The organism is Cellvibrio sp. QJXJ, assembly GCF_024452345.1.
Classification (GTDB): domain Bacteria; phylum Pseudomonadota; class Gammaproteobacteria; order Pseudomonadales; family Cellvibrionaceae; genus Cellvibrio.
Map to the genome: position 1 here is coordinate 4,441,529 of NZ_CP101662.1, position 25,009 is coordinate 4,466,537.

At 52.1% G+C, this 25,009-nt stretch carries 23 protein-coding genes; 6 read left to right on the forward strand and 17 right to left on the reverse strand.

Annotated features, from left to right (window positions below):
- Positions 1-30: 30 nt before the first annotated feature.
- Entirely contained in the window at positions 31-1,758 is a 1,728-nt protein-coding gene (gene ybaL, locus NNX04_RS19240) for a YbaL family putative K(+) efflux transporter (RefSeq protein WP_007644378.1), read from the reverse strand.
- A gap of 202 nt (positions 1,759-1,960) precedes the next feature.
- Here ybaL and NNX04_RS19245 point away from each other — a divergent pair, with 202 nt between their 5' ends.
- Positions 1,961-2,473: a DUF1993 domain-containing protein gene (locus tag NNX04_RS19245; protein ID WP_007644377.1), complete on the forward strand. Its 513-nt coding sequence runs from the start codon at positions 1,961-1,963 to the stop codon at positions 2,471-2,473.
- Positions 2,474-2,571: 98 nt separating this feature from the next.
- Entirely contained in the window at positions 2,572-3,582 is a 1,011-nt protein-coding gene (locus NNX04_RS19250) for a hypothetical protein (RefSeq protein WP_261946846.1), read from the forward strand.
- 149 nt (positions 3,583-3,731) lie between these two features.
- On the opposite strand, the gene NNX04_RS19255 is transcribed toward NNX04_RS19250, so the two are convergent.
- The 3 genes from NNX04_RS19255 to NNX04_RS19265 all read right to left on the reverse strand — a co-directional run bounded on the left by NNX04_RS19255 (position 3,732) and on the right by NNX04_RS19265 (position 7,903).
- Positions 3,732-5,813: a vWA domain-containing protein gene (locus NNX04_RS19255; RefSeq protein ID WP_261946847.1), complete on the reverse strand. Its 2,082-nt coding sequence runs from the start codon at positions 5,811-5,813 to the stop codon at positions 3,732-3,734.
- Positions 5,810-6,367, reverse strand: a complete 558-nt coding sequence (locus NNX04_RS19260) for an RNA polymerase sigma factor (RefSeq protein WP_040392874.1) — start codon at positions 6,365-6,367, stop codon at positions 5,810-5,812. The genes NNX04_RS19255 and NNX04_RS19260 overlap by 4 nt, the downstream gene beginning before the upstream one ends.
- Before the next feature lie 99 nt (positions 6,368-6,466).
- Positions 6,467-7,903 carry an NAD(P)/FAD-dependent oxidoreductase gene (locus NNX04_RS19265; RefSeq protein WP_261946848.1) on the reverse strand — a complete coding sequence of 479 codons (1,437 nt, stop codon included), beginning with the start codon at positions 7,901-7,903 and terminating at the stop codon, positions 6,467-6,469.
- 277 nt (positions 7,904-8,180) lie between these two features.
- Here NNX04_RS19265 and NNX04_RS19270 point away from each other — a divergent pair, with 277 nt between their 5' ends.
- Together NNX04_RS19270 and NNX04_RS19275 are read left to right on the forward strand one after the other, a co-directional pair.
- Positions 8,181-8,798, forward strand: a complete 618-nt coding sequence (locus tag NNX04_RS19270) for a DUF642 domain-containing protein (protein ID WP_261946849.1) — start codon at positions 8,181-8,183, stop codon at positions 8,796-8,798.
- 109 nt (positions 8,799-8,907) lie between these two features.
- Entirely contained in the window at positions 8,908-9,441 is a 534-nt protein-coding gene (locus NNX04_RS19275) for a PEP-CTERM sorting domain-containing protein (protein WP_261946850.1), read from the forward strand.
- 78 nt (positions 9,442-9,519) lie between these two features.
- Here NNX04_RS19275 and NNX04_RS19280 read toward each other — a convergent pair whose 3' ends face one another.
- From NNX04_RS19280 to NNX04_RS19305, 6 genes are all read right to left on the reverse strand, one after another.
- Positions 9,520-11,523 (reverse strand): transglutaminase TgpA family protein, encoded by a 2,004-nt coding sequence (locus tag NNX04_RS19280; protein WP_261946851.1) that lies wholly within the window; start codon positions 11,521-11,523, stop codon positions 9,520-9,522.
- Positions 11,513-12,499: a DUF58 domain-containing protein gene (locus NNX04_RS19285; RefSeq protein WP_261946852.1), complete on the reverse strand. Its 987-nt coding sequence runs from the start codon at positions 12,497-12,499 to the stop codon at positions 11,513-11,515. Before NNX04_RS19285 ends, NNX04_RS19280 begins: the two co-directional genes overlap by 11 nt.
- Positions 12,500-12,513: 14 nt before the next feature.
- Positions 12,514-13,428 carry an AAA family ATPase gene (locus NNX04_RS19290; protein WP_261946853.1) on the reverse strand — a complete coding sequence of 305 codons (915 nt, stop codon included), beginning with the start codon at positions 13,426-13,428 and terminating at the stop codon, positions 12,514-12,516.
- 140 nt (positions 13,429-13,568) lie between these two features.
- On the reverse strand, positions 13,569-14,546 hold the full coding sequence (locus tag NNX04_RS19295) for a GGDEF domain-containing protein (RefSeq protein WP_261946854.1): 978 nt from the start codon (positions 14,544-14,546) through the stop codon (positions 13,569-13,571).
- Between the two features lie 93 nt (positions 14,547-14,639).
- The gene (locus NNX04_RS19300; protein ID WP_261946855.1) at positions 14,640-16,106 is read right to left on the reverse strand and encodes an alpha/beta hydrolase; all 1,467 of its coding nucleotides are present in this window, start codon (positions 16,104-16,106) and stop codon (positions 14,640-14,642) included.
- Between the two features lie 23 nt (positions 16,107-16,129).
- The gene (locus tag NNX04_RS19305; protein WP_261946856.1) at positions 16,130-16,879 is read right to left on the reverse strand and encodes an esterase/lipase family protein; all 750 of its coding nucleotides are present in this window, start codon (positions 16,877-16,879) and stop codon (positions 16,130-16,132) included.
- Positions 16,880-16,957: 78 nt separating this feature from the next.
- Between NNX04_RS19305 and NNX04_RS19310 the strand changes: the two genes are divergently transcribed.
- Entirely contained in the window at positions 16,958-17,809 is an 852-nt protein-coding gene (locus NNX04_RS19310) for a TatD family hydrolase (protein ID WP_261946857.1), read from the forward strand.
- A gap of 1 nt (position 17,810) precedes the next feature.
- On the opposite strand, the gene NNX04_RS19315 is transcribed toward NNX04_RS19310, so the two are convergent.
- Positions 17,811-18,980: a glycoside hydrolase family 18 protein gene (locus tag NNX04_RS19315; protein ID WP_261946858.1), complete on the reverse strand. Its 1,170-nt coding sequence runs from the start codon at positions 18,978-18,980 to the stop codon at positions 17,811-17,813.
- A gap of 253 nt (positions 18,981-19,233) precedes the next feature.
- On the opposite strand from NNX04_RS19315, the gene NNX04_RS19320 reads away from it, so the two are divergent.
- Positions 19,234-19,662: a SufE family protein gene (locus tag NNX04_RS19320; protein ID WP_261946859.1), complete on the forward strand. Its 429-nt coding sequence runs from the start codon at positions 19,234-19,236 to the stop codon at positions 19,660-19,662.
- Here the strand turns inward: NNX04_RS19320 and NNX04_RS19325 are convergent.
- The 6 genes from NNX04_RS19325 to NNX04_RS19350 all read right to left on the reverse strand — a co-directional run bounded on the left by NNX04_RS19325 (position 19,659) and on the right by NNX04_RS19350 (position 24,932).
- Entirely contained in the window at positions 19,659-20,348 is a 690-nt protein-coding gene (locus NNX04_RS19325; protein ID WP_261946860.1) for a cytochrome c3 family protein, read from the reverse strand. The genes NNX04_RS19320 and NNX04_RS19325 overlap by 4 nt on opposite strands.
- A 3-nt stretch (positions 20,349-20,351) precedes the next feature.
- Positions 20,352-20,888, reverse strand: a complete 537-nt coding sequence (locus NNX04_RS19330) for a nitrate reductase cytochrome c-type subunit (RefSeq protein WP_007644359.1) — start codon at positions 20,886-20,888, stop codon at positions 20,352-20,354.
- Positions 20,889-20,895: 7 nt separating this feature from the next.
- The gene (gene napA / locus NNX04_RS19335; RefSeq protein ID WP_261946861.1) at positions 20,896-23,400 is read right to left on the reverse strand and encodes a nitrate reductase catalytic subunit NapA; all 2,505 of its coding nucleotides are present in this window, start codon (positions 23,398-23,400) and stop codon (positions 20,896-20,898) included.
- Complete coding sequence (locus NNX04_RS19340) at positions 23,400-23,711, reverse strand: chaperone NapD (protein ID WP_261946862.1); 312 nt, start codon at positions 23,709-23,711, stop codon at positions 23,400-23,402. Before NNX04_RS19340 ends, napA begins: the two co-directional genes overlap by 1 nt.
- A gap of 36 nt (positions 23,712-23,747) precedes the next feature.
- Positions 23,748-23,960 carry a periplasmic nitrate reductase, NapE protein gene (locus NNX04_RS19345; protein ID WP_261946863.1) on the reverse strand — a complete coding sequence of 71 codons (213 nt, stop codon included), beginning with the start codon at positions 23,958-23,960 and terminating at the stop codon, positions 23,748-23,750.
- 174 nt (positions 23,961-24,134) lie between these two features.
- On the reverse strand, positions 24,135-24,932 hold the full coding sequence (locus NNX04_RS19350; RefSeq protein ID WP_261946864.1) for a tRNA threonylcarbamoyladenosine dehydratase: 798 nt from the start codon (positions 24,930-24,932) through the stop codon (positions 24,135-24,137).
- Positions 24,933-25,009: the final 77 nt, after the last annotated feature.

The following is a 25,009-nucleotide window of genomic DNA, read 5'->3' on the forward strand; positions in this document are numbered from 1 at the left end:
TTCGGGCAGTCGAACCAGCACCGGTTGGGGTTAGTGGCTGGGCGAGGTAATGGTTTTGCCCATCCGTTGCAGTACATGTTCTGCCATACCACCTGCCAATTGCTGTTCGCTTAAAAATATCCGGCCGATATTTTCTTTCACCCAGAGTTCGGCTTCTTCTTCGTTGTGGGTGCGAATGACGGTTTCAATTTTGGGGTTCAATTTGCGCGCAATATCCACCATTTGGCGTACATGAAAGGTATTGGATGTTGCTGCTACCAACATGCCTGCCTTGGCGATATGCGCTTGAATCAGTACATTCGCGTCAGCGGCATCGCCGCACACCGCGGGAATATTTTTCGCGCGCAACTCTTCAACGATGGCGCGATTGGCTTCGGTCACAACATAAGGAATTTGCTTCTCGTCGAGTATTTTGGCAATGCGGCGACCCACCCGGCCATAGCCCACCAGCACCACTTGGCCGGAGAGATAAACCTCGTCGGTGCTCATCGGCAGTACCGCCAATGGGTCATCGCGCACTTCCAATTTACGCGCAAAGGCCGAATGCTTGAGCGCCCAATTGCGCAGCGGTTCCAGCAGCGTAAACATTAACGAGTTAAGGGCGATGGAAACCAGGGCACCGGCCAAGATCAGGTTTTGTGCCTGGATATCCATCAAGCCCAAACTGATACTCAAGCCCGCCAGAATAAAAGAAAACTCGCCAATCTGCGCCAGGCTCGCGCCGACAATCAATGCGGTGTTGAGCGGGTAGCGAAAGACCAGTACCAGTGCTACGGCGGCGATGGTTTTCCCAAACATAATAATGGCCACAACGGCGAGCACTTTCAGCGGCTCGTCGAGCAGAATGTGCGGATCAAACAGCATGCCGACCGACACAAAAAACAATACGGCAAAGGCATCGCGCAGCGGCAGGGAGTCATCGGCGGCGCGGTGGCTGAATTCCGACTCGCGCAACATCATGCCGGCAAAGAAAGCACCCAGCGCGAAAGAGACATCAAACAGCAGCGCCGAACCATAGGCGACCCCTACGGCAGTGGCGATAACACACAGGCTGAACAACTCGCGCGAACCGGTGCCGGCCACCCACCAAAGCAATTTGGGCAGTAAACGCTTGCCTACTACCAGCATAAACACCACAAACGCGGCAACCTTGCCCAGTGTGATCAATAGTGTGACGGCGATATGCTGGTCGTTGGCGGCTGGGGCGTGGCCATCGGCGGCGGGGATAGTCCCCAAGATGCCCGCGATCACTGGCAGAAGTACCAACACCAATACCATCACCAGATCTTCCACTATCAGCCAACCCACAGCGATACGGCCATTAAGCGTTTCAATTTGCCCGCGCGCTTCGAGCGCTTTGAGCAGAACTACCGTACTGGCACAGGAGAGCGATAAACCAAACACCAGGCATTGCGCCAGGTCCCAGCCCCACCAGTAGCCAGCACCGGCACCGAGTAGAGTGGCAATGGTGATCTGTAGCATCGCACCGGGTACGGCGATACGTTTGACGGCCATCAGGTCGCCCATCGAAAAATGCAGGCCAACACCAAACATCAGCAGCATCACGCCAATTTCCGCGAGCTGGGCGGTGAGTGCCATATCGGCAACAAAACCGGGGGTTGAGGGGCCGATAATAATACCGGCCACAAGGTAGCCAATGAGTGGCGGCAAGCGCAGGCGCGCGGCGACGAACCCCAGGATCATCGCTAGGCCAAGGCCGGCAGCAATGGTGGTAATTAGGCTAATGTCATGTGGCATAAGCAGCTAAGTCCTTGATGAATGAGACCTAACTATATTGGCTGAAATAAAAGCAATGCAAGCAATGAGCCAATATTTGCGTTTTTTTACCGCGCTATTTACACCCCCGTGGATTGAATAGTCCCTGCTAGAACCCCACTAAGTGCAAACCGCAATGCGTAATATCCCTCAAGCTAGCCCCCGTCATTCAAAGGAGAATGCCATGTTTTATGAACTTACCGTGGTGCAATTTACCAAAGCACTCAATAACCTCAGTGCGATACTCGATAAAGGCGCTGCACAAGCTGAAGCGAAAAAATTTGATGTATCTGTGTTGCTTAATTCGCGCCTTGCACCCGACCAATTCAACTTGATCCGCCAGGTGCAAATCGCGTGTGACACTGCAAAGTTAGGTGTGGCGCGGTTGATTGGTAAAGTGGATTCCGCACCGGTACATGCCGATACAGAAACCACCTTGCCGGAATTAAAAGCGCGTATCCAAGCGGTACTGGATTACCTTGCCAGTGTTAAACCGGAAGAATTTGAGGGTGCTGCCGAGCGCCATATCAGCCAACCGCGCTGGGAAGGTAAATATCTGACCGGTACCGAGTTTGCGATTCAACATGCAATCCCGAATATTTATTTCCACATCACCACCGCTTATGCGATTTTGCGTCACAACGGCGTGGATGTGGGTAAAAAGGATTACCTTGGAGCTATGCCTTACAAAAGTTAAGATGGCGCCTCAATAATAAATTGGCGCGACAACCACGCTGACACAGGGGCCTCCGGTGTCAGCATAAATGTCGCGCCGGTTATCAAAAGGGTGCGCGCATGACTGAAAAACGCCTGGATGTATACCTGCTGGCCGAACCTCGCGCCGGTTTTGATAAAGCAACATTGGTGCGCAACCTTGCCGCACTCTTCAAAAAAGATGCTCCCACCATCGAAAAAATGCTGCGCAAAACGCGCACGCTAGTAAAAGCCGGTGTGGATGCAACAACCGCCGCCAAATACCAAACCGCCATTCAAAATGCTGGCGGCTACTGCGAAATTATCGATCACGGCGCAACTCCTGCACCCCTTGCACCTCCCGTTGCTGCGCCTCAGGTGATAAGTGTTGAGCCTCAGGTTGCCACAGAATTGCCCTCCGTGCCGGAACCCGCTGCTACCAAAGTGCTTGCCGCTGACGGCTCGGGTGCCTGGCTGACGAGAATTGTGGTGGGCGTTGCACTGCTTGGGCTAGTGGGGTTAATTGCAGCCGTGGCATTGCCTGCCTACCAGAATTATGCCGCGCGCGCTAAAAACCAACCGCCTGTAACATCGGCGGAAAATACGCAGCACACCAAGGCTTCAAGCGGCGATAAACAGCAGGAGCCTGCTACCGGTTTACTCACTAATTTGCGCACTTACAGCGACGATAAAACTATTTCACTGACCACCCCGTCTAGCTGGAAAGGCGAGCGCCGGTTGAATCCCGAAGCGGCGATTGGGGTAGCGAATCTGCGTGAAAATGTTTACGCCGTGGTGCTGCGTGAAAATAAAACTGATTTTGGTGGGACTTTTGATTTGCAACGCTACAGCGAATTAATTGCGCAGGGGTTGGAAAAATCCACCCAGGAATTTTATGTGCAAGAAGCGCCGCGTAAACTCAATATCGGCGGCATGGCTGCACAGCAGGCTGCACTCGCTGCCAAGGTGGATGGTATTAAGATTATTTACGTCATTACTACACTTGAGACGGCGGAGCACTTTTATGTGATTTATGCCTGGACACTGGCTTCGCAGTTTGCCGTGCAACATGTGCTGCTGAAACAAGTGAGTGAGAGTTTTACGGTGCATTAAATTTTACTGCCCTCAATCACAAGGTGCAGCCAATAAAAAGCCGCCGTTCATTCACTGAGCGGCGGCTTTTTTGTCGTGCTTTTTAGTTACCGATATTTTCTTTGTCGATACTTTCTTTTTCGATAATTTATTTGTAGGTGAAAAAATCACTACTGTGCAATTTTTGCCTTTCTGACCAACTGTACAAATTCAGTGCGGTAGCCGTATTCATCTTTGCCTTTATTGGCTTGCGCCAGTTCAATTACTTTGTCGTAGGTAAAATCACCGGCGTAGTTGCTACCGCGTAACAGCTGCGCAAAACCGGCCACAGCGATGGAGAAATTTACTTCTTGTTGATAGGTAGTATTTACATCCGGCAGTACATTTTTTTCTATAGCGGTTTCAAGCAATTGCGATTGGGTTTCGCCCGGTAATTTGTAGCGCAAACGTAAAAAGGCATATTCGCTGCTTGTTTTGGTATCAACCTTGGTTTCTTGTTGATAACGGCTTTCTTCCAGCAACCCACTCTGCGCTCCTGCGGGGGTGATTTCATAAATCGCTGTTACCCGTTGGCCTGCACCTACTTCACCGGCATCCACTTTGTCATTGTTGAAATCTTCCTGTTTAAGGGCACGGGTTTCGTAGCCGATCAGGCGATATTCCTTCACGGTATTGGGGTTAAATTCCACCTGGATTTTTACATCCTGCGCGATCGGAAATAAATTGGAGGTAGCTTCAGTAACCAATACTTTTTGCGCTTCACTGAGCGTATCAATATAGGCGGCGGTACCGTTGCCGTTTTGTGCCAGGGTCTGCATTAGGGCATCCTGATAATTGCCCTGACCAAAACCCAGCACCGATAAATAAATTCCCTGCTCGCGTTTGCGCTCCACAAAGTCCTGCAGTGCTTCATCGCCAGTTTGGCCGACATTAAAATCGCCATCGGTAGCGAGGATAATGCGGTTGACACCGTTTTTATTAAAATTCGCCTCCGCCAATTGGTAGGCGAGGGCGATACCCTCGGCACCAGCGGTGCTGCCACCTGCTTGCAAATTTGTTAATGCCGCAAGAATTTTTTGTTTCTCTTTAACTTTGGTCGGTTCCAATACAGTGCCGGCGGCACCGGCGTAAACCACTATGGCAATAGTGTCGTCGGGTTTGAGGGTATCCAGCAGCAAGCCCATGGATTGTTTTACCAGCGGCAATTTGCTCGGTTCATCCATCGAGCCAGACACATCCAACAAAAACACCAAATTGGATTGCGGAATTTCACTCGCTGTTAATTGATAACCCTGAATGCCAATGTGAATTAATTTGTTGCCTTTGGTCCAGGGAGAATCCACCAGGCTCACGGTGGTGGTGAAGGGCGTTTTTTTAGAGGTGGGCAGGGGGTAGGCGTAATCAAAATAGTTGATCAGCTCTTCACTGCGCACCGCATCTTTCTCCGGCAGCTGGCCGTTATTGAGCATGCGCCTTACAAAACTATAGGACGCTGTATCCACATCGATGGAAAAGGTGGATACCGGATTATTCTTTACCGCGAGTACCCCGTTTTCATTCACATCGCTAAACCGGTCGCGAAACTCCGGCGCGGGTTGGCTCATCATATCTGCTGCTGCATAGGCGGGAGCAGGTGCCGAGAGCGCCATGGGCTGCTGTTCCATCATCGCTTGGGACTGAACGGCGACCATTTTGCTACGCGCCAATTGCTCGTGTTCTGCTACTGCCTGTTTTTTAGCTAAATCGCTATTAGCGCTAACGACGGATTCCTCAAGGGTGAGATCAGCGCTGGGTTGTTGCACATTCAGTGGAACATTCTTGGTGTGGGATTCTTGTGCGATCCGCGCCGCTAATTCCTGCTCATCAGAATTAATCATCAAGTGCTGCATAAATGTCAGCCCTGCCAATACCGCGAGGCTGGAGGCGGCAATGCCGGAGATTAATGCTGGTTTTTGCCAGAAGGCGCGTTGTTCAAATGTTGGAGCACGCATAGTGTTTTTCCCGTGATGGTTGGTGTCACGGGTAAGACGCAAGCGCTGTAAAAATCCTTGGAGGATATTCGTTTTTTTTTCGCTGTTGTGATTGATGTTGTGGATAGTGTCCTGTGCGATGTTTTGTTCATTAGTGTGCTGCGCATTAAACGCCGCCATCGCTGCCGCCATATGACGTGCCTTGGCATCGGCATCCGGTGCTGGCGGTTGCTGTTGTAGCAGTTTTTGCAAATCGTCTTCGTTCATAGGCTTTTTGTTCATGGGGAAGGCTCCCAACTACCATCGCCGGTTTGTTGCAGCGCTTTGAGTTGTTTACGAATTTCATGCAGCCGCCAGGAGACGGTGGATTCTTTCAGGTGCAGCACTTCAGCCGCTTCGGCGTGACTTAAACCCTCGCCGTGCACCAGCAGTGCAGTCTCTTTGAACCCCTCGGCCATTTGATCAAGCAAACGCAGTAATTGCTGCAAATAAATAGTGTTTTCAGCGTAGTGCTCGGGCGCTTGCTCCGGCTCACTCCAGCTGTGGATATTGTCATGCTGGTGGCGCCGTTGGCTCTTGTACCAATCCTTGGCGCAGTTAATCACCAGTCGATACAGCCAGCTGCTAAACGCCGCTTCAAAACGAAATTGGTTAATCGATTGTGCGAGTTTGATACAGGCGAGCTGGGTAATGTCCTCTGCATCGCTGCGGTGCCCACACCAGCGGAAGGCAAAACGGAACATCGTGTCGTAATGCTGCGCCAATAATTGCGCAAAAGCTGCACCGTCGCCCGCTTGGGCTTGGCGGATAAGCGCCGGGTGATCCGCATCAGTCATAGCGTTTCCATGGCGGTCAGAAAAAGTATTGAGGAGTGCAAGGCTGGTCATATTGCTTGGACGAGCCGGATAGGGAAAACCTTGGCGCTGGCCAAAAAATTAGTGCGGTGATTCTGCACTGCGAGTGGCTGCGCTGTCACCCGGTGAACGCCACTCAATTGGCGGCACCAGCGGCCGCTTTTTTTGCAGCTTGCAGATTTGTTGGAATAGCCACAGGCGCCAGCGCACCGCAAAACCGGGTTTCAGGCTGCCAGCCAACACGGAGTTGATCGCCTGGGGCAAGCTCAAGGTGGGGCGCGGCGACATAAAGACTTCGCAGGCGCTGTTGTCGTAATAGGCATCGATCAATTGGCGCATGGTGCCAATTTGTGACTTCAGGGTTTTGGTATAACGCGTATATAACCTGGCTTCGCGGTGCGCGGCTAACAGTGGTAGCTTGATTTTCAGTTGCGCGGCTATTTGGTCGGCGGCGAGTAAACCTGACTCCAGTGCGAGGTATACGCCGGAGGAAAATACCGGGTCGATAAAACTGGCGGCATCGCCCACTAATAAGCAGCGCTCGGCACCAAAGGTCTCGTGGGAAAAGCTGTAGTCGGATTCAATCCGGTATTCACCCAAGGGTTTGGCTTGGGCGAGAGCATCGGTTAAAAAAGGCGACTCTTTTACTTTGCGCCAGAATAATTGCTCCCAGCTCTCGTCTTTTTCGCGCCCACCATTTTTTTGCAGCACTACACCCACGGAGGTGAGGGTGGGGGATATGGGAATCGCCCAAAACCAGGCCTGTTCCAGGCGCAGCACAATCACATCGCCCGCCGGTTCACCGCTATCGCGCTGCATATGTTCAAAGTGATTAAACACGGCCATGCGCCCTGGGTAGGGCAAGGCGGCTTTAGCGAGTTTCATGGCGCGGCCCATGACACAGTGACGGCCGCTGGCGTCGATCACCCACTCGGCATTGATGACCAGCGGTTGACCAGCGCGGCTGGCTTCCAACTGCCAGCCGGATTCAGTGCGCGTCACTTTGGTGACAGGGCATTGCTCCCACACCTGCGCGCCGCAACTTTCGGCGTGGCGCAGCAGGATCTCATCAAAACGCGCGCGCTCGACTTGATAGGTCATCTCCAACCCTTTCACCCAGCCCTGGGCAAACACGTTGCGCACGGTGCGTGAGCGATCGGCAAGCGTAAATTGCGCACCGCGTTTTTCGATAAAACCAGCGGCAGCGATTTTGTCCCACACACCAATTGCTTGCAGAATGCGATTGCCATTGGGCAGCAGCGACTCGCCAATGTGGAAGCGTGGAAATTGCTCGCGCTCCAACACCAGCACATCCACTCCGGTTTGCGCCAGGCGGGTGGCCGCCACACTGCCAGCGGGGCCGCCACCAATAACAACGACAGTATGTTTTTGAACGTTTTTAGTCAGTGTCGGAATATTTGTCAGCGGCTTATCGACAAGGTTTTGACGTTTGCTAGGGGTGCTATTTAGGGGGTCTTTATAAGCGCCAGAAATGTCGCTATCCAAGAGGGTGTTCATGGTGCTTCCTTAGGGTGTTCAGCGCACTGGCGTTAGGGGAATTGTCGCGGCGCGAGTATAAACAGCCTGCGTCGCCAAAATCCATATCGATAGCGACCTAAAATCCAGGCAACTGACGGTTTTTTTTACACTATTCTATTTTTAATGTGATTTGGTTATCAGCATGATATTGATTTATATCGCAATTGCATGCGTGGCTTGATAATTGCTAATTTAGACGACAATGGCTAGGCTAAAACAACCAGCCAACCTCACTGACTTATCAATGGATTCCATCATGTTAAAACGCGTTATTTCTGTTCCTGTATTTGCATTGCTGGCGGGTCTGTTTTTATCAATTTCTGCACAAGCTAATTTGATTGTTAACGGTAGTTTTGAAGACAACGCCGTGAACGCTGGTTCCTGGAAAGCGTTTAATGCGAGCGCCGTAAATGGTTGGGAAGGCAGCCGCATCGAGATTTGGAATGGCATGAGTGGTGTAAAAGCTCCTGACGGTAAGAACCACATCGAATTAAATGCTGACCCCTACAACGGTGCCATCTTTTCTATATTCCAAAATCTGGCGACAAGTGCCGGTCAAACCTACGACGTTTCATTCTTTTACCGCGCGCGTCAAAACGACACTGAGGCATTCTCCTTCTCCGTAGCAAACCTCGCGTTGGTTCTGGACAACCACACCACCAGTGCTTGGTCAAAATTTGAAGGTAGTTTTGTTGCCGGTGCAGCTACCAGTGTGCTGACTTTTTCTACCCTGACCAATGGCACCTACGGCAACTTTATTGACAACGTAGTGGTAACGGCACGCGCGAGTGTTAATGAAGCCAGCTCACTGGTTATGTTGATGATTGGTTTGGTTGGTCTGGTTCTGGTAAGAAGAGCAAATCGCACCAACTAATAATTGTTTAACGCACTCATGTGTGTTTTTACGTAGTAACTCCTTGGGTTACTGAAATGTGGTAGGGCAGCGGTTTTGCTGCTTTTAGTTAATTAAATGGAACACATCAATGTTGATTAAAAATGTAAAAGGCCTTTTGGCTGTGGTTGCTTGCTTGTTTTCACTGAACAGCACAGCAGGTTTGATTACTGACGTAGAAGATTTTGGTACTGGTCAGTTGGTTGCTAGCAAAGGAACCTTCTCTTGGACCCACAATATTCTCGATTATGGTTTTGTGCTGGGTTCTGCAGAGAGCGCAAGTATTCTGATTGAATTTCGCGATGATGACCTGAGCAAAAAAGATGGCCCTGAGAATGCGCACATCTTTTTTGATTTGGTAAAAATTACCGGTTCTGAATTCAAGCCAGTGACGAGCTGGTTTCATGATTTCGCTTTCAGCTCGCTGGTGGAATTAAATGCAAACGGCTTACTGTTTGTTACTGTGACCAGCGTAGTTGGTGATTTTTACATCGACCGCTCAACCTTGAATGTAGTTACCAAAGTAGTTGCAGCGCCAGTGGGCGTGCCCGAGCCTAGCGCAATGCTGTTGCTTGGTCTGGGCCTGTTGGGCTTGGGTGTGATGAGAAAAAAAGCACGCGCTTAATTTTCTTACGCATAAAAAAACCGTTCACTGGATTATCCGGTGAGCGGTTTTTTTATGGGTGGGATTTAAGATTAGTATCTACAAGGAGGGAAAGCGGCGGACTTTCTCCTGCAATTGCGCCAGTTGCTGGGTTTGTTGGCGATAGGCGATCTGTTCAAACAGGCGCGCGATAATGCTCAAACTGGCTTGCCAGCGCGGCTCGCTGCGAATCACCCGCGCAATAAAATCCCCCGGCGTTTCACCCATTGCGCGCACATAACCCAGTTGGGCGAGCTTGCGTTCAAGGGATTGAATAGCGCGAATTTCCGCGCGCAGGGCGGGGCGGGCGTGGCTGCGCAGCAGTGCCCAAGCGGCCAGTGCTGCCGCTGCTAATCCCAAACCCACGAGCCAAAGGGTAATGCGCCAGACTTCGGTGCCGCCGAGCAGGCGGGTGAGCAGCCCCTCCTGCGCATCGCTGTCGTAATTTAATACCCAGCGCTGCCACACGAAGTTGGCGGCATCCCAGCGCAGTTGCAGGTTGTAGAGCAGGGATGAACCACTCCAGTTGTTACTCATCAGGTTCTGGTCGTCGGCGCTGAGGGCGTCATCCAACCCCTGTTCAATACGGTTGGGGGCGACGGCCGCGGTGGGGTCGATAGTGCGCCAACCCTCGCCCTCTATCCATACTTCGGTCCAGGCATGCGCATCGGACTGGCTCACCAGCAGGTAATTTTCCAGCGGGTTCCAGCGTCCGCCCTGATAGCCCACCACCACTCGCACCGGAACCCCCGCAGCGCGCAGCAATACGCTAAAACTGCTGGCAAAGTGCTCACAAAAGCCCTTTTTGGTGCTGAATAAAAACTCGTCCACCGAGTGTTGGCCGAGCACAGGTGGCTGCAGGCTGTAGGTAAATTCACGGTTAAACAGGCTGAGCGCACGTTCAATAATGGCTTGATCAGCTAACCCTTCACCTCGCCATTGTTCAGCCAGTGCGCGGGTTTGCGGGTTGGCATTGGCGGGCAAACGCGTGTGGGCGGCGCGTTCGCCTGTGGAGAGCGATACCTTGGCAACTGGCTCCAGCTGCAGCGCCGAACTGACTTCATAACGCAGGCGCTGGGCGACAGGCACCGGGTTGTACAACAAGTGGTCGCGGGTGATGCGGATGGGGCGACGGTTGCTCACTGCGCTGGTGCGCTGGGGTGTCATCAGGCTGAACAGCCAGGGCTGGCCGTGGGGTTCCATAATGATGCTGTAATCCAGCGATTCCAGTACCCGCTGGTTGTTTTCAGCCGCAGGCGGCAGGCCCCAGCTATCGCGTTGGCGCCAGGTGCGACCGTCAAAATTGTCTAATACCAAGCCGCGCCAATAGAGTTGATTGGCGGGTGGTGGTTCGTCTTTGTTGGTGAATTCCACGCGAAATGCGGGCGCGCGGTTAAGCGCGAGCTGACCCAAATCACCGGGTGAAAGGCTATTGCTAAAACCGGTTTTGGCCGCCTGCTGGTTGGGTATCGCCCACAGCGGCCCAAGGCGCGGGATCACCACAAACAACACCAGCATTACCGGCAGTGCATGCAGCAACAAACGCCCTCCGGCGCGCAGGCGCAGGCCATTGCTTTGCGCGGTGGTCAGGTAGAGCGAGCGCCAACTGGCGAGCAGCACCAGCAGGCAGCCCAGGCTGTAAAACGCTGCCAAGGGGCTTTGGTTGAACAATAATTGGCAGGCGGTAATCACAAAACCGATAAAAATCAGCAGCTGCGCATCGCGCGCGGAATTCACTTCCAACAGCTTGAGTACAAAGGCGCATACCAACAGTCCGACCATGGTGTCGGTGCCGGTTTTACCGGCGTAACTGGCAATTAGGCCCCCCGCACACACCAGCGTAAGCAGGGTTTTCACCGTGCCGCCCGGAGCACCCCAGCGGCCGCGAAAGACCTGGGTGCGCCAAAACCCCGCTATCGCCCACACCAGCCAGAGCCAGGCAGGCAAATTAATCAGCAATGGCAAGATCAATAGCGTCTGCATCACCAGCAGCCACGCGAGTTTGTCGCGCGCTAAATATTCGGTGCGCTGCGAACGGGGTTGAGCGAGCCGTTTAGTCCACATAGCCAGCCTCGCGCGCCAGGTTAAATTGGGCCAGCGCCTTGAGCACGGTTTGCAGGTGGTATTCGCCTAGCGCGGGTTCTAGCGTCAAACCGGGCAAACTCAGGCCATAGGGGATTTGCTGGCGCTCGTAGTGCAGGGCCCAATAACACAGGCCAGACAAACGCAGCTCCTGCAATTGGTTGAGGCTGTGCCAATCCAGCCACTTGTCAGCGGAAAAATAGGCTTCGTACTCCTTGGTAAACAGCCCCTTGTTTTGCGCATATTGTTTCCAGGCGATGTGTTTGATGGGGTCACCTGCTTGATATTCACGCAGGCCGCTGAAGTCGTCGCCACCGCGTGTACTGCTGCCGCCTTCCTCGCGCCCGCTGCTGGCTTGGTGATGGGGTTCATCGATAGCAATCGGCTGGGGGTAAATCAGCGCCACCGCCTCCAGGTTCAACCAACTCCAGCAGCGAATAATGCCCAGCGGAAAGCGGCTCTGGATTAACAAACGCCCGGGGTGCAGGTAACCGCGCACTTTGCTGGGCGCACGCAGGTTCACGCGCTGCGGTTCGGCGGGGTTGAGCGCGAAAGTATGCCGCTCGCCTCCCTGCCAACAGATCTCCACATTTTCGCTGCCGCGTTTGTGGCGCGTTTCAAACTCCAGCACGAAACTGGCGGGCTCGCCCGCAAAAGCGGGGGTGGCGCTAATAAAGCGCACGCTAATGCCGGACAGGTTGGCAAAGGTGTGATGGATCGCCACTACGAACAAGCTAATCATCAAGTAGGCGAGAGCGAGGATCAGGTTATTTTGGTAGTTGGTGCCCAGCAACCAAATCACCAGTGTCATCGCCAAATACAAAAAACCAGTGCGATTGGGGAAGATGTAGAGGTTTTTGCGGTTGAGACTGATCTGGCGTGCACGCGGCGCCCGTTTGTCGATCCAGCGGAAAAAGCGGCGCTGCCAGATGGCGCGCCAGTAGGTGCTAATGCTCATGGCCGGTCTCGCCCTTACGCCAGTACATTCACACTGTCGCGCAAATGTTTTACCAGTGCATCGCTGTCGTTGCTGTGGCCGGTGCCGCGCACCCGGTGGCCGACCACAGCGGGCAATACCTGTTGGATATCCTCCGGCACCAAGTAAGCGCGCTGGTGAATCAGTGCCCAGGCTTTGGCGGCGCGCAATAAAGCCAGTGCGCCGCGCGGCGATAAGCCATAGCTAAAACGCGCATCGCTGCGGGTAAAGGCTACTAGCCGTTGCACATAATCCAGCAGCACCTCGCTCGCCGTCACCTGTTTTACCGCCTTTTGGATGGCTGCCAATTGCTCGTTATTAACCAGTGGTTTTAATTCGCGAATACGTGCACGCGGGTCCACGCCTTCAAACAGTAAACGCTCGGATGCCGGGCTGGGGTAGCCGAGGGAGATGCGCATTAAAAACCGGTCGAGTTGTGACTCGGGCAGCGGAAAGGTGCCGCTTTGCGATAAGGGGTTTTGTGTCGCGATCACAAAAAACGGGGTGGGCAATGGCCGGCTTTTACCTTCAATGGTGACTTGGCCTTCTTCCATCGCCTCCAGCAATGCACTTTGGGTTTTGGGGGAACTGCGGTTGATTTCATCGGCGAGCAACACCTGGGTAAACACCGGGCCGGGGTGAAATTTAAATACACCCTGTTCGCGTTCAAAAATTGCTACGCCCAGAATATCGGCGGGCAGTAAATCGCTGGTGAATTGCACCCGTTCAAACTTCAGCCCCAGCACTTTTGCCAGACAGTGGGCGAGGGTGGTTTTGCCCATGCCGGGTAGGTCTTCAATCAATAAATGCCCTTCGGCAAACAGGCAGGCGAGTGCGAGGCGTACCTGCTGATCCTTACCCAGTAATACTTGATCCACTTGGTCGATGATGTTGCTAATCAGTGATTGCATGAAGAAGCCTGATGAACGATTAATGTCATTATGTTGTTGAATCTAGTTGGGAGCATAACGCAGCGGGGAATTTGATGGGGATAAAGAATCGCAAAGCTGACGACAGTTCTCACACCGCGCCCAGCGTTAATTTGCAACCACTAGTCTGCCGCCACAACACAATTGCGGCCTTGTTGTTTGGCTTGGTAGATGGCTTTGTCGGCGCGTACAAACCAGCCATGCTGGTCTTCATCTTTTTGCAATTCGGCACAGCCAAAAGAAGCGGTGATAGCGCCCTCCGGGTCTTTCAATTCCTCTTCGATTTGCGCGCGCAACTGCTCCGCAATTACCAGTGCAGCTTCAAGGCCGGTGTTGCGCGCCAATACCACAAATTCTTCGCCACCAAAACGAAACACCCGATCTGTTTTGCGCGCCCGTCGCGCGAGTAATTCGGCCAGGTCAACCAATACTCTGTCGCCCACTTTATGCCCGAACTTGTCATTGACCATTTTGAAAAAATCCAGATCGAGCACAATCAACGTGGCGGGGGTATTGGCGCGGGCGTAATCCTCCACACACAGGCGCAGTTCTTCGTCCATCGCACGGCGGTTGCCCAGTTGGGTCAGGGCATCCTGAGTGGCGTAACCTTCCAGCAGTTCACGTTGGCGGTCAGTTAGCAAGGCAAAGGTGTAAGCCATGCTGCCGCAAATTAACAAACTGGAGATCATCGCAAACAGTTCAGTATTGGTCTCAAGGCGGGCGGCAATCGGCAAAATAGCCACTATGCACAGCAAGTTGGTGATCAGTGCAGCATTGGCACTGAGCAAAAAGAAATTGGCGAGAATGGCGGGGAACAGCCAAAACACATAAATCGGTTCGTTTAAATGGGTGACAACTACCGCACCTGCCGAATAGAGAATGGCAGTAACAACGGATATCAGCGTGGTCGCCTGTCTGCGCCGGTAAGTCACTAATGCGCTGCCCAGGGCGGCAATGACAATCGCCAAATCCACCACGGCATTAAGCAGCTCACCATTCAAATAGCGAATCACTACAAAGGGTGCGATACCAATACTCGCCAAAATGGCAAATAAATACACCATGCCGCGTTGGAACTTATTCTTTGAATCGTTGGGCATAGTCGCCTATGCGTACTCCCGTAGTGGTGTTTTCGTTATGCCCTGAGCATAGACGGAAATACCGGGTTTGCCCATTTACTGCCACCCGGCGGCTTAATTGTCGGGAATGCGGGGTAGGTTGAGCCAGTTAAAAATACGCGTTTCCATATAGGGGTAAAACGGATTGCAGTAGAGCCGCATGCCAGCGCTGGCATTAATAATCAGCGTCTTGGTCTCGCCCAATAAATGCAGGCTGCCCAAGCGGATACCGTAGTCTTCATCCGTGTTGGGTGTTAGCCCATACACCGGGTCATCCACGGCAAAAGGCAGGGCGACGTGGGAGAGTGAAAATACGCCATTGGGGAATTCCAACGCGAGCGGTTGTTCCTGCTCGGCAAGGTTGCCTGCCTCTTGCCGCCACTCACTCACAGCAGTGGTGTTGCCGTTACGGTTGGCAATTTTCACCAGATCATAAGCGCGCAGCGCCGGTGCAAAGTGGCTACTCATATAGCGGCTGGCACCCGTGCGGGTGATGGGCAAAAAATTGTGGTGACGATTGATATCAAACAACACCAGTTCGCTGTTGTTGGCGGGCAGGTGGCGATAAACATGCTGTTCAATGGCTGCGGTTTTGACGGTTGAGTCTGCAATGGATTGAAACGTCAGTATCGGCGCCAGATTTGATAGTTGTTGCTTGCTTGCCAAACGCTGGATTTTTTGTTGCACATGGCGTGAAAAACGATGGGCTTGCCAAGCGGCATTTACGGGAAAGGAATTGTATTTAAACGGGTTGTATTCCGGGCTTTTGTTTAACCAGCGGCGCGAACTGAGCAGCGGTAAGTGGCCCACCAATTCCAGCGGCTTGCTCAGTCCGGCAAAGTCACTGATGCCGATCATGGGAGAGAGCAAGATAATTTTTTTCGGCTGGGGCAGGTTTTTGTCTTCCACTGCATCCAGGGCGTAATTGAGTGCAAGGGTGCCGCCGTTCGAGTAGCCCAGTAGATAAAAATGCGGGTTATCGCCCAGTTGCCGGTGTAATTCCTCTGCCGCCAAACGGGTTGCCGCTGCCCAGTCGCGCCAGGTTGCCGTCAATAATCCGGAAGGCAGGGTGCCGTGCCCAGGTACTCGCACGCCAATAACTAAAAAACCTTCAGCCGCAAATGTCTGCGCCAGACGACGCACCGAGTAGGGTGAATCGGTCAAGCCGTGGAGCATAACAATGCCCGCGCGAATTTTTTCCGGTTTTACAACAAAACTGCGATTCCAGTTAGTGGTGTGATTGAGCGGATTCAGTGGAGAACCCAGCTCGTATCTGTAACCTTGATAGGTATCGGTTTCACTTAATTGCGTTTTCAGCTCCTGAAAAAGTTTTTCCTCCTGCTGTAAATAATCACTCCAGGTGTACGTCGATGCTCCGTTTTGCTTAATCAGCGCGGCATTAAATTCCTGTTGCAGTTCAATTCTGTGCCAGGGTTTGACGTTGCGCAGGGTGCTGCAGCCGGTTGTGGTCAGCAGCAAAACCAGCAGGACAAAGAGTCCGGCAAAAATGGGCAGGCTAGAGTGTTCGGCGAAACTCACCATGGTTAAAAATTCCCTGTTATCTGTTAGCGATCGGGTGTGTGTAAAAACTTACCCTGGGTTAAAAAATGAATCACCTGTGCGATGGTAGTTTTATCTTTCATGATAAAAGGATGTGAAACGGGCAGCGCAATAAAATCGCGCATACCATCGATTTTGGTACTTTCCACCGACACTTTACCGTCATCGGGATTGGGCAGATAAAGCGACAATAATAAATTGATGCTCGTGGTTCCAGCGATCACGCCCAAGTCAAAATCCACCGCGCCCAAACGGCGGGGCAAAGCGCTCGCGTCGGTTCCCAATTCCCCGCCTGCCGGGCCATTGAGCCAAGCAAAGGGCGGCAGGTCTTTTAAGTGATCCACTATTTCACTGCCTTTATTCGGCGGCGCGAGCATCACTACCCGGGTTAGCTCGGGAATCGTGTGAGTGTGTAAATATTGGCGCAATAAAATTCCGCCCAGTGAATGGGTCACAAAGTGAATTTTTTGCGCTGCACCGGCACGGCATTGTGCCAGTGCGGGCGGAATAGCTTTTTGTGCCAGGGTTGCAATAGGAAATTCGCGCGAGGGGTAATTGATATTGACGACCCTGTAACCCTGCGCCTGTAATTGTGTGGCCAGCGGTACCATGGACTCGCTGGTGCGCGCCAATCCGTGTAATAAAATAACGCACTCCTTCGTTAACCTCGGGTCAGGTTTGGGCGCGAGTGAACTGCTGCAGCCAGACAGGGCAAAAAATACCGCAGTAATCAAGATAAAAACAGGTGCATTCATAAGTGGGCTTCCGGCGCTAGTGCGCAAATTATGCCACACTGCCAAGTGACATCTTTATCGCTAACAACAGTCAACATCATGCAACTATTTAATAACCGCTACCATTTTGTTGATAGCCACTGCCATTTTGACTTTCCGGTTTTTGCTGCAGACCGTGCGGCCGTGTGGGCGCACTGCCAGCGACTGGGGGTTAATCACCTGATCATTCCCGGTGTTAGCCCAGAGCAGTGGCAAACGGCGGCACAGTTATGCCAACAATATCCCGGGTTTTATTATGCGGCGGGTATTCACCCGCATTGGATCGAACAACAGCATTGGTGTGCGACCAATAGTGTGGGTCTGTTGGATGAAATAACACAGCAGCAGATCAAACAATTATTGGGCGATGAATTCACGCGCAGGCAGCGCGGCGCAGGTGAGCGCTGTATTGCGGTGGGTGAATGTGGGTTGGATAAACTTATTCAGGTACCGCTCGCGCTGCAACAACAACTGCTGGGTTTGCATATCGAACTTGCCAATCAATTTCACAAGCCGCTGATTATTCATAGCGTAAAAACCCACAATGAAATGCTCGCGTGTTTCAAACAACAGTCACCGCGTTACGGCGGCGTGATTCATGCCTTTAGCGGCAGTTTGGAAACGGCGCAGCAATTTATCGCACACGGTTTTTTATTGGGGGTGGGCGGTACCATTACTTACGAGCGTGCGCAAAAAACACGAGCGACGTTTAGCAAAATCCCGCTGCAATATTTATTGTTGGAAACTGACGCGCCGGACATGCCTGTTTGCGGCAAACAGGGTGAGCGCAATAGCCCGGAATATCTTCCTGTTATCGCGCAAACCCTGGCACGGTTGCAAGGGGTGAGTGTTGAGCAGGTGGCGGAAGTCACCACCCGCAATGCGCAGCGGTTATTTGGTTTGCCGCCGTAAATTATTTTACTTTATGCACGCTGTGATGAATTGCATCGAGCAAACCATTGCTGTCGCTGTCGTGTGGTAACTGCCAAAACATAATGCCACCGAGATTATATTTTTTTACATAGTCCACTTTTGCGCTCAGCGAGCGCGGGTCATCAAAGGTCGCGAAGGTTTGCTGTTGTTTGCTGTAGTAACTGGGCGCCTGTGCTACCTCATCCCAGTGATACGCATAGCCTTTTGCAGCACTAAATTGTGCGGCGAATTCCTTATAACCATAACCTTCGATATGGGTGCCGTGTTGATAAAGCCCATTGTTGGTGGCTGCAACATCCTTCCACACGCGTGCATAAAAGGCGGCACCGATAACTATTTTGTGCGGTGCTACACCCTGGCGTAATAAAAACTCTACGGCATTGTCGGTGGAATCTTTTTGCTCGGGTGTGGAATAGAGCGCGGTGTGGTGGCCAGTGTGCGGTGTACCGCCATTGACTATGTCGTAGCTCATCAGGTTGACATTATCCAGCAACGGCATAATCGCGGCCCAGTCCACTGCTTTTTCCAAAAATGAATCAAACCCGCCCGCAGCAAAACTTAACTCATACTGGCTGCCCAATTGCGCGCGCAATTCGCGAATCAGCGCAGTGAAATTAGCGCGATCATAATCTGCATATTTATGGCCAGGGAAACCGGGAACCGTGGGGTATTCCCAATCCAGGTCGATGCCATCGGCGTTGTGTTGCTGAATAAGTGCGAGCGTGGATTGTGCAAATGCGGTGCGATTATCGGGGCTGTTAAATATATCGGAACAGGTTTCACAGCCGCCCCAGCCGCCAAGTGACAGCATAACTTTTAAATGGGGATAATCTTTTTTCAGTGCAACCAAGCGCGCAAAGGCTTGTTGGTCTTTATCATTATCAAATGCGAGTTGGTTACCATTTAAATGCAAAAAACTGTAGATGATGTGAGTCAGCTGATTAAAATCGTACCGTGCCAGATCGCTGCCATCGCCCATGTAGTAAGCGATGACTTTTAGCGGCGATTTTGCTGCGGTAGACGTTGTGGCAGAAGCAGTGATAGCGGATGTTGCGGTGGTATTGCTACATGCTGTCACGCTGAACGCGATGAGCAAAACAGTCAGTTGGAGCCACAACGATGTGCGGAAGTGCTGGAAAAAGTTGTTCATAAATCCCTCGGGAAACGCAGTAGTCGTTAATCACGAGAGCTGTAATAAATGCGCCTTGTGGCGTTTTCGGTAGTGGTGGCGTCTGTCGTTGTTGTATTAAGCGGGGCAGGGCAGATCGCAGCGTGCATTTTACGCACAGTTTTTTGCGTGAGCCTATGGCGATAAGGTAAAGATTCTTAAAGCCAGTGAAGACTGTGTTTGGGGAAATTTGCAACAGCGCTTTATAATCGCCTTTTTTTGATGAGTTATTCCTGTGCAGTATCACGATGATCTTTCCAGTATTTCACTAGCGCAATTGCGCGCGACGCAGAATTGGCAGCAGCAATACAAATTAATTATTCAGTGGGGCAAGCTGTTATCGCCCAAGCCGGAGTTACGCATCGCAGATAATCTGATTCGCGGCTGCGAAGTGCCGGTATGGCTTGGCTGCAGCCTTGCTCAAGAGCGTTATTATTTTGCGCTGGATGCTGACAGCAGCGTGATTAAGGGTTTGGCATCGCTGCTGTTGGTGCAGGTAAATGGTAAAACTCGCGCGGAATTAATCGGGCTGGATTTGCAGGGCGAGTTGCGCGAATTGGGTTTGGAAAAACATTTAACGCCGTCGCGCAATAATGGCTTTAATGCAATTATTGCGCGGATTTACGACCACCTAAACAATTCCAACCTACATTCCGGTTATTAATTGGTTGTTGCAATTTCCTCGGCGATAAATTGTTGCCAGGGCTCCTGAAATTCAATGCTGGTCACCATGGGAACACCGGCCATATCCGGTAAATGGTGGGCGATGCCTTTGTGGCAATCGATGCAGGTTTTTTCACCGCTGGCGAGCAGCGTGGAGTGCATGGCTTGCGCGCGCGGTGATTGCTGGGTGAAATCCATTGACTCTAATGCGTGACAGTTACGGCACTCCAATGAGTCGTTGGCTTTTAAACGTGCCCATTCCCGTTCAGCCAGTTCGCGCCGTTTAGCGAGAAATTTTTCGCGGGTATTAATGGTGCCAAATATTTTCCCCCATACTTCTTTGGATGCCTGCATTTTGCGCGCGATTTTATCCGTCCATTCATGAGGTACATGGCAGTCCGAACACATGGCGCGTACACCGGAGCGATTGGTGTAGTGAATAGTGCTGGCCAATTCCTGATAGGGATTATTTTTCATTTCGTGGCAGCCAATACAAAATTGTTCGGTATTGGTGTACTCCAATGCGGTATTAAAACCGCCCCAAAAAATAATACCCGCAATAAAACCGCCCATGCTCAAGGTGCCCAAACTGATGTAAGCGGCAGGGCGACGGAACTGGCCCCAGTATTCTTTCACCAGAGCCAGCGTGCGTTTAAACAGGCTTTTTTTATTGGTGTTTGTACTCATAAATCACTCCACCGCCGGTTGTTGCAGCATGGTATCTATGCTTTTAAAACTATTGCCGCGTGCGGGTTTTACATCGTGCTGTGGCAAATGGCATTGAATACAAAAATAGCGCCGCGGTGATACCGCCGCGAGCGCTTGGCCATCGCGATCGTAATAATGGGTGATACTCACCATGGGCGCACCGGTTTGAGGGCTGGCACTGCGGCTATGGCAGGTGAGGCACATGTTGAAGTTTTTATCGATTTGATAACCGCGAATGTTGTGCGGAATCATCGGCGGCTGCTCGGGGTAATTGCGGTTGGCAGGTTCGGCGCTAATCCGTTGCCGCGCTATTTTGGGCGCGGGTAAATCCTGGCTCAGTGTGCCGCCGGGGCGAATACCATCGGGTGCGGATGCATCCAAAATAATATTCGCACCACCGTGGGGAATGGTTTTTACATCCTGCTCTTTTACATCCTGTGCCTGTAACTCTGGTGAAACGTTGGCGATAACAACGGCGCCGAGCAGTGCAGTGGCTAACACGATTATTTTGTTCATCATCTGCTCCTTAGGCCAGGCTTACCAGTTCGATTTTTACCGCGCATTTTTTGTAATCGGTTTGCAGCGAAATCGGATCAGTGGCATCGAGCGTGACGTTATTCACCAGTTTGGTTGCATCAAAAAACGGAATAAAAATTAGCCCGCGCGGTGGTTTAACCCTTCCGCGTGTTTCAACGCGCACCCGCACCGCACCACGTCGACTAATCACCCGCACTTCGCTGCCTTGACGCACACCAATCGCTTCAGCGTCTTCGTGGTTCATATACACCAATGCATCGGGCACCGCCGCGTGTAACTCCTCTACGCGGTTGGTCATGGTGCCGGTGTGCCAGTGCTCCAATACGCGCCCGGTGCTGAGCCAGAAGGGGTAATCCTTATCGGGCGATTCAGCGGGCGGCTCATAGGGCAGGGCGAAAATAATCGCGCGGTTATCGGGCTTGCCATAAAACTGCACGCCGGTACCTTTTTTCACATAGGGGTCATAGCCTTCGCGATAGCGCCAGCGCGTTTCTTTGCCCTCCACCACCGGCCAGCGTAAACCGCGCGCTTCATGGTAGGTGTCAAAGTCGGCCAGATCGTGGCCGTGGCCGCGCCCAAAACGGGCGTATTCTTCAAACAGCCCTTTTTGCACATAAAAGCCGAGCACATCGGCTTCGGTATTTAAATACTCGGCGGCGCGTTCGCTGTTGGGAAATTTATCCACCTGGCCGTTGGCAAATAACACATCGTATAGGCTTTTGTTTTTGTACTCGGGGGCTTTTGCCAATAATTCTTGTGGCCAGGCATCGTCGGTTTTGATGTGTTTGGAAAATTCGATGAGTTGCCACAAATCGGATTTGGCTTCACCCGGCGCCGTTACCAACTGGTGCCAGAATTGTGTGCGGCGCTCGGCGTTGCCATAAGCGCCTTCTTTTTCTACCCACATGGCGCTGGGCAAAATTAAATCGGCGGCTTGGGCCGATACTGTGGGGTACACATCGGACACCACCACAAACGCATTGGGGTTGCGCCAGCCGGGTAAAATTTCCTGCGCAATATTCGGCCCCGCCTGCATATTGTTGGAGACTTGGGTCCAATAAAAACGAATCACGCCATCTTTTAATTTGCGGCTTTGATGCACTGCCGAGAAGCCTACTTTTTCGGGGATGGTGCCTTCGGGCAGCTTCCAGATTTTTTCGGTAATCGCGCGATGTTTGGGGTCAGTGACTAACAAATCCGCGGGTAAGCGATGGGAAAAAGTACCCACTTCCCGCGCCGAGCCGCAGGCCGATGGCTGACCGGTAAGCGAGAAAGGGCTGTTGCCCGGTTCGGCAATTTTGCCGGTGAGCAAATGCAGGTTGTACACCATGTTATTGGCCCATACACCGCGCGTATGCTGATTAAAACCCATGGTCCACAGCGACATGACTTTGATTTTCGGGTCAGCGTAAATCTCTGCCAAACGTAGCAAGTGATCTTTGCCCACACCGGTTTCTTTGGCGGTGTGTTCAAGAGTGTAGGGTTTTACGTAGTCGGCAAAATCGTCAAAAGTAATATCGCTCCAGGTATTGGCTTTGTCGGCACCTTTGGCGCTTTTTTGGCGTTCGTCTTCCGGGCGCAGGCCGTAGCCAATATCGTCTTGCCCTTTGGCAAAACGAGTGTGATTTTTCACAAATTCCTGATTCACCTTGCCGCTTTGAATAATGTGATTGGCGATGTAATTCAGAATAATTAAATCGGTTTGCGGTTTAAAAATCAGCGGCACATCGGCCAATTCAAAACTGCGTGTTTCATAGGGCGATAACACTGCGACTTGCACATGGGGGAAGGACATGCGCCGGTCGGTGATGCGGCTCCACAAAATCGGGTGCATCTCCGCCATGTTGGAACCCCAAAGCACAAAAGCATCGGCGGCTTCAAAATCGTCGTAGCAGCCCATGGGTTCGTCCATGCCAAAGGTGCGCATAAAACCGGCCACGGCGGACGCCATACAGTGGCGTGCATTCGGGTCAAGGTTGTTGGTGCGCAAGCCAGCTTTCATCAATTTGCTCGCGGCATAGGCTTCCCAAATAGTCCATTGGCCGGAGCCAAACATGGCCACACTTTCGGGGCCGTGATCGCGCAGGGCGGTTTTGGCTTTGTCGGCCATAATCGCAAAGGCTTGTGCCCAAGTGATGGGCGTGAACTCGCCATTTTTATCGTACTCGCCGTTCGTCATGCGCAGCATGGGCTGTTGCAAACGGTCGCTGCCGTACATGATTTTGGAAAGGAAATAACCCTTCGCACAATTCAAGCCGCGGTTCACTTCGGCTTTTACATCACCGTGGGTGGCGACCACGTGGTTGTCTTTGGTGGCCACCATCACTCCGCAGCCAGTGCCGCAAAAACGGCAAGGCGCTTTGTTCCATTTAAGGTTGGTGAGTTCGCGGTTGGTAATTAAATTACTCGCGCTGGCGGGCAGCGGTAAACCAATCGCGGCGGCGGCAACCGCAGCGGCGTTGGCTTTAGCAAATAAGCGGCGGGTGATGTTCATCAAAGCTGGTCCTCGGCGGCTAATTCATCCAGGTCAATTTGTTCGTGATACACCAATGCGGCGTTGAGCACACCGGCTTGCGCACGCAGTTCATCGAGTAAGTGCAAAATTTGCTGCTCGTTATTGCTCTCAGTCACCAGCACTAATTTGCCTTGTTCATTTTCGGCGTGAATTTCCATTTGTTGCATGTCAGTTAACCAGACTTTAAGCGACGCCATTTTTTCGGGGCGCACGTGGGCAATAAAACTGGCGATATGCAAGTGTGTGGGCGGTGCGTTGAGCACCTCGGTGGCAATTAGCGAACTCTGCATAACCACTCCTGTGTGATTTTTAGCGGCAATACAACATCAACCCGCACCCGGTGGCCCGGCGATAAGTTGATAAAACCAAATAGAAAACCCCATCGCACTGACAAGTGCCACGGTCAATATAGGGAAGAGGAAAACGATGATAAAAATGAATAAGCGCCATTCGCGTTTTTTTTGTTTTTGTTGTTGATTGCGTTGGGCGTCTTCGGCGCTACTTTCTGCGCGCTCTTCAGCGATGGGCAGGTCCTGCATTGGCTTTCTCCAAGGGTTATTACTAACTCCGAGCTTCAGCCTAGTTGTATTTGAGCAGAGTGCAACAAAATGGCGCGTACTACTTGATGTAAATCAACTTTTGGAGGGTTTTAAAAACTAAATGAAATTAAACGTTGTTTTTAAGCAGTTTCTTTTTTTAATTTTTTTGTTTTTTTAAAGCACCTTAGTTAAATAACGCTCAATCGCACGATTCGCAGCCGCCAGTCCAAAACTGGCGGTGACCATCATGCTGGAGCCAAAACCGCCAGCACAATCCAGCTTCACGCCGTCGGCCAGCGCTTGTTTATCCATACACACCGAGCCGTCGGGTTTGGGGTAAATCATCTGTTCGGTGGAATACACTGCATCCACGCGAAATTTGCGATTTTTATCGCGCGCAAAATTGTGGTGGCGATACAACTGCGTGCGTACTTTGCCGAGCATGGGGTCGCTAATACTGCGGCCCAAATCATCCACCGTGACCGCTTGCGGGCTGCGTTTGCCGCCCGAGGAACCAATGGTAATCAGGCGCACTTTAATCGCCAAACAATAAGCCACCAGCCGCGCTTTTAAATGCGCGGCATCAATCGCATCAATCACCACATGGTGGTGTTTGCCAATCAGCGCTTTCATGTTGTGATCGTCGATAAAATCTTCCACCGAATGAATAATTAATTCGGGGTTGATATCGCGCAGGCGCTCGCTAATCACCTGATTTTTGGATTGCCCGATGGTGGATTGCAGCGCGTGGGATTGGCGGTTGGTATTGGTGATACACACCTCGTCCATCTCGATCAGTGTCAGTTCGCCCACACCGGAGCGCGCGAGGGCTTCCGCCACCCAGGTACCCACACCACCCAAACCGATCACTGCAAAATGCGCGTTCGTCAGTGCGGGCAGGGCGGCTTGGCCGTAAAGTCGGCCCAGGCCGCCAAAACGCTGCAGGTATTCGGGGGTGAGAGGTCTGTTCATAAATAACTCTGGGGCAAATGTATCCAGTGGCGGCGCGCAGGTTGCGAGGCGGCTTTTTAACGGAGATGACCGGCGAA

What these genes read in the sequence shown, in the direction of transcription:
- NNX04_RS19255 (WP_261946847.1), bottom strand. Translation starts at nt 5,813, where the DNA reads ATGAACAAAAAGCCTATGAACGAAGACGATTTGCAAAAACTGCTACAA.
- NNX04_RS19350 (WP_261946864.1), bottom strand. Translation starts at nt 24,932, where the DNA reads ATGAACAGACCTCTCACCCCCGAATACCTGCAGCGTTTTGGCGGCCTG.
- napA (WP_261946861.1), bottom strand. Translation starts at nt 23,400, where the DNA reads ATGAACATCACCCGCCGCTTATTTGCTAAAGCCAACGCCGCTGCGGTT.
- NNX04_RS19285 (WP_261946852.1), bottom strand. Translation starts at nt 12,499, where the DNA reads ATGAGCATTAGCACCTACTGGCGCGCCATCTGGCAGCGCCGCTTTTTC.
- NNX04_RS19245 (WP_007644377.1), top strand. Translation starts at nt 1,961, where the DNA reads ATGTTTTATGAACTTACCGTGGTGCAATTTACCAAAGCACTCAATAAC.
- NNX04_RS19265 (WP_261946848.1), bottom strand. Translation starts at nt 7,903, where the DNA reads ATGAACACCCTCTTGGATAGCGACATTTCTGGCGCTTATAAAGACCCC.
- NNX04_RS19290 (WP_261946853.1), bottom strand. Translation starts at nt 13,428, where the DNA reads ATGCAATCACTGATTAGCAACATCATCGACCAAGTGGATCAAGTATTA.
- NNX04_RS19260 (WP_040392874.1), bottom strand. Translation starts at nt 6,367, where the DNA reads ATGACTGATGCGGATCACCCGGCGCTTATCCGCCAAGCCCAAGCGGGC.
- NNX04_RS19280 (WP_261946851.1), bottom strand. Translation starts at nt 11,523, where the DNA reads ATGTGGACTAAACGGCTCGCTCAACCCCGTTCGCAGCGCACCGAATAT.
- NNX04_RS19270 (WP_261946849.1), top strand. Translation starts at nt 8,181, where the DNA reads ATGTTAAAACGCGTTATTTCTGTTCCTGTATTTGCATTGCTGGCGGGT.
- NNX04_RS19300 (WP_261946855.1), bottom strand. Translation starts at nt 16,106, where the DNA reads ATGGTGAGTTTCGCCGAACACTCTAGCCTGCCCATTTTTGCCGGACTC.
- NNX04_RS19295 (WP_261946854.1), bottom strand. Translation starts at nt 14,546, where the DNA reads ATGCCCAACGATTCAAAGAATAAGTTCCAACGCGGCATGGTGTATTTA.
- NNX04_RS19315 (WP_261946858.1), bottom strand. Translation starts at nt 18,980, where the DNA reads ATGAACAACTTTTTCCAGCACTTCCGCACATCGTTGTGGCTCCAACTG.
- ybaL (WP_007644378.1), bottom strand. Translation starts at nt 1,758, where the DNA reads ATGCCACATGACATTAGCCTAATTACCACCATTGCTGCCGGCCTTGGC.
- NNX04_RS19250 (WP_261946846.1), top strand. Translation starts at nt 2,572, where the DNA reads ATGACTGAAAAACGCCTGGATGTATACCTGCTGGCCGAACCTCGCGCC.
- NNX04_RS19310 (WP_261946857.1), top strand. Translation starts at nt 16,958, where the DNA reads ATGCAACTATTTAATAACCGCTACCATTTTGTTGATAGCCACTGCCAT.
- NNX04_RS19325 (WP_261946860.1), bottom strand. Translation starts at nt 20,348, where the DNA reads ATGAGTACAAACACCAATAAAAAAAGCCTGTTTAAACGCACGCTGGCT.
- NNX04_RS19275 (WP_261946850.1), top strand. Translation starts at nt 8,908, where the DNA reads ATGTTGATTAAAAATGTAAAAGGCCTTTTGGCTGTGGTTGCTTGCTTG.
- NNX04_RS19340 (WP_261946862.1), bottom strand. Translation starts at nt 23,711, where the DNA reads ATGCAGAGTTCGCTAATTGCCACCGAGGTGCTCAACGCACCGCCCACA.
- NNX04_RS19345 (WP_261946863.1), bottom strand. Translation starts at nt 23,960, where the DNA reads ATGCAGGACCTGCCCATCGCTGAAGAGCGCGCAGAAAGTAGCGCCGAA.
- NNX04_RS19330 (WP_007644359.1), bottom strand. Translation starts at nt 20,888, where the DNA reads ATGATGAACAAAATAATCGTGTTAGCCACTGCACTGCTCGGCGCCGTT.
- NNX04_RS19305 (WP_261946856.1), bottom strand. Translation starts at nt 16,879, where the DNA reads ATGAATGCACCTGTTTTTATCTTGATTACTGCGGTATTTTTTGCCCTG.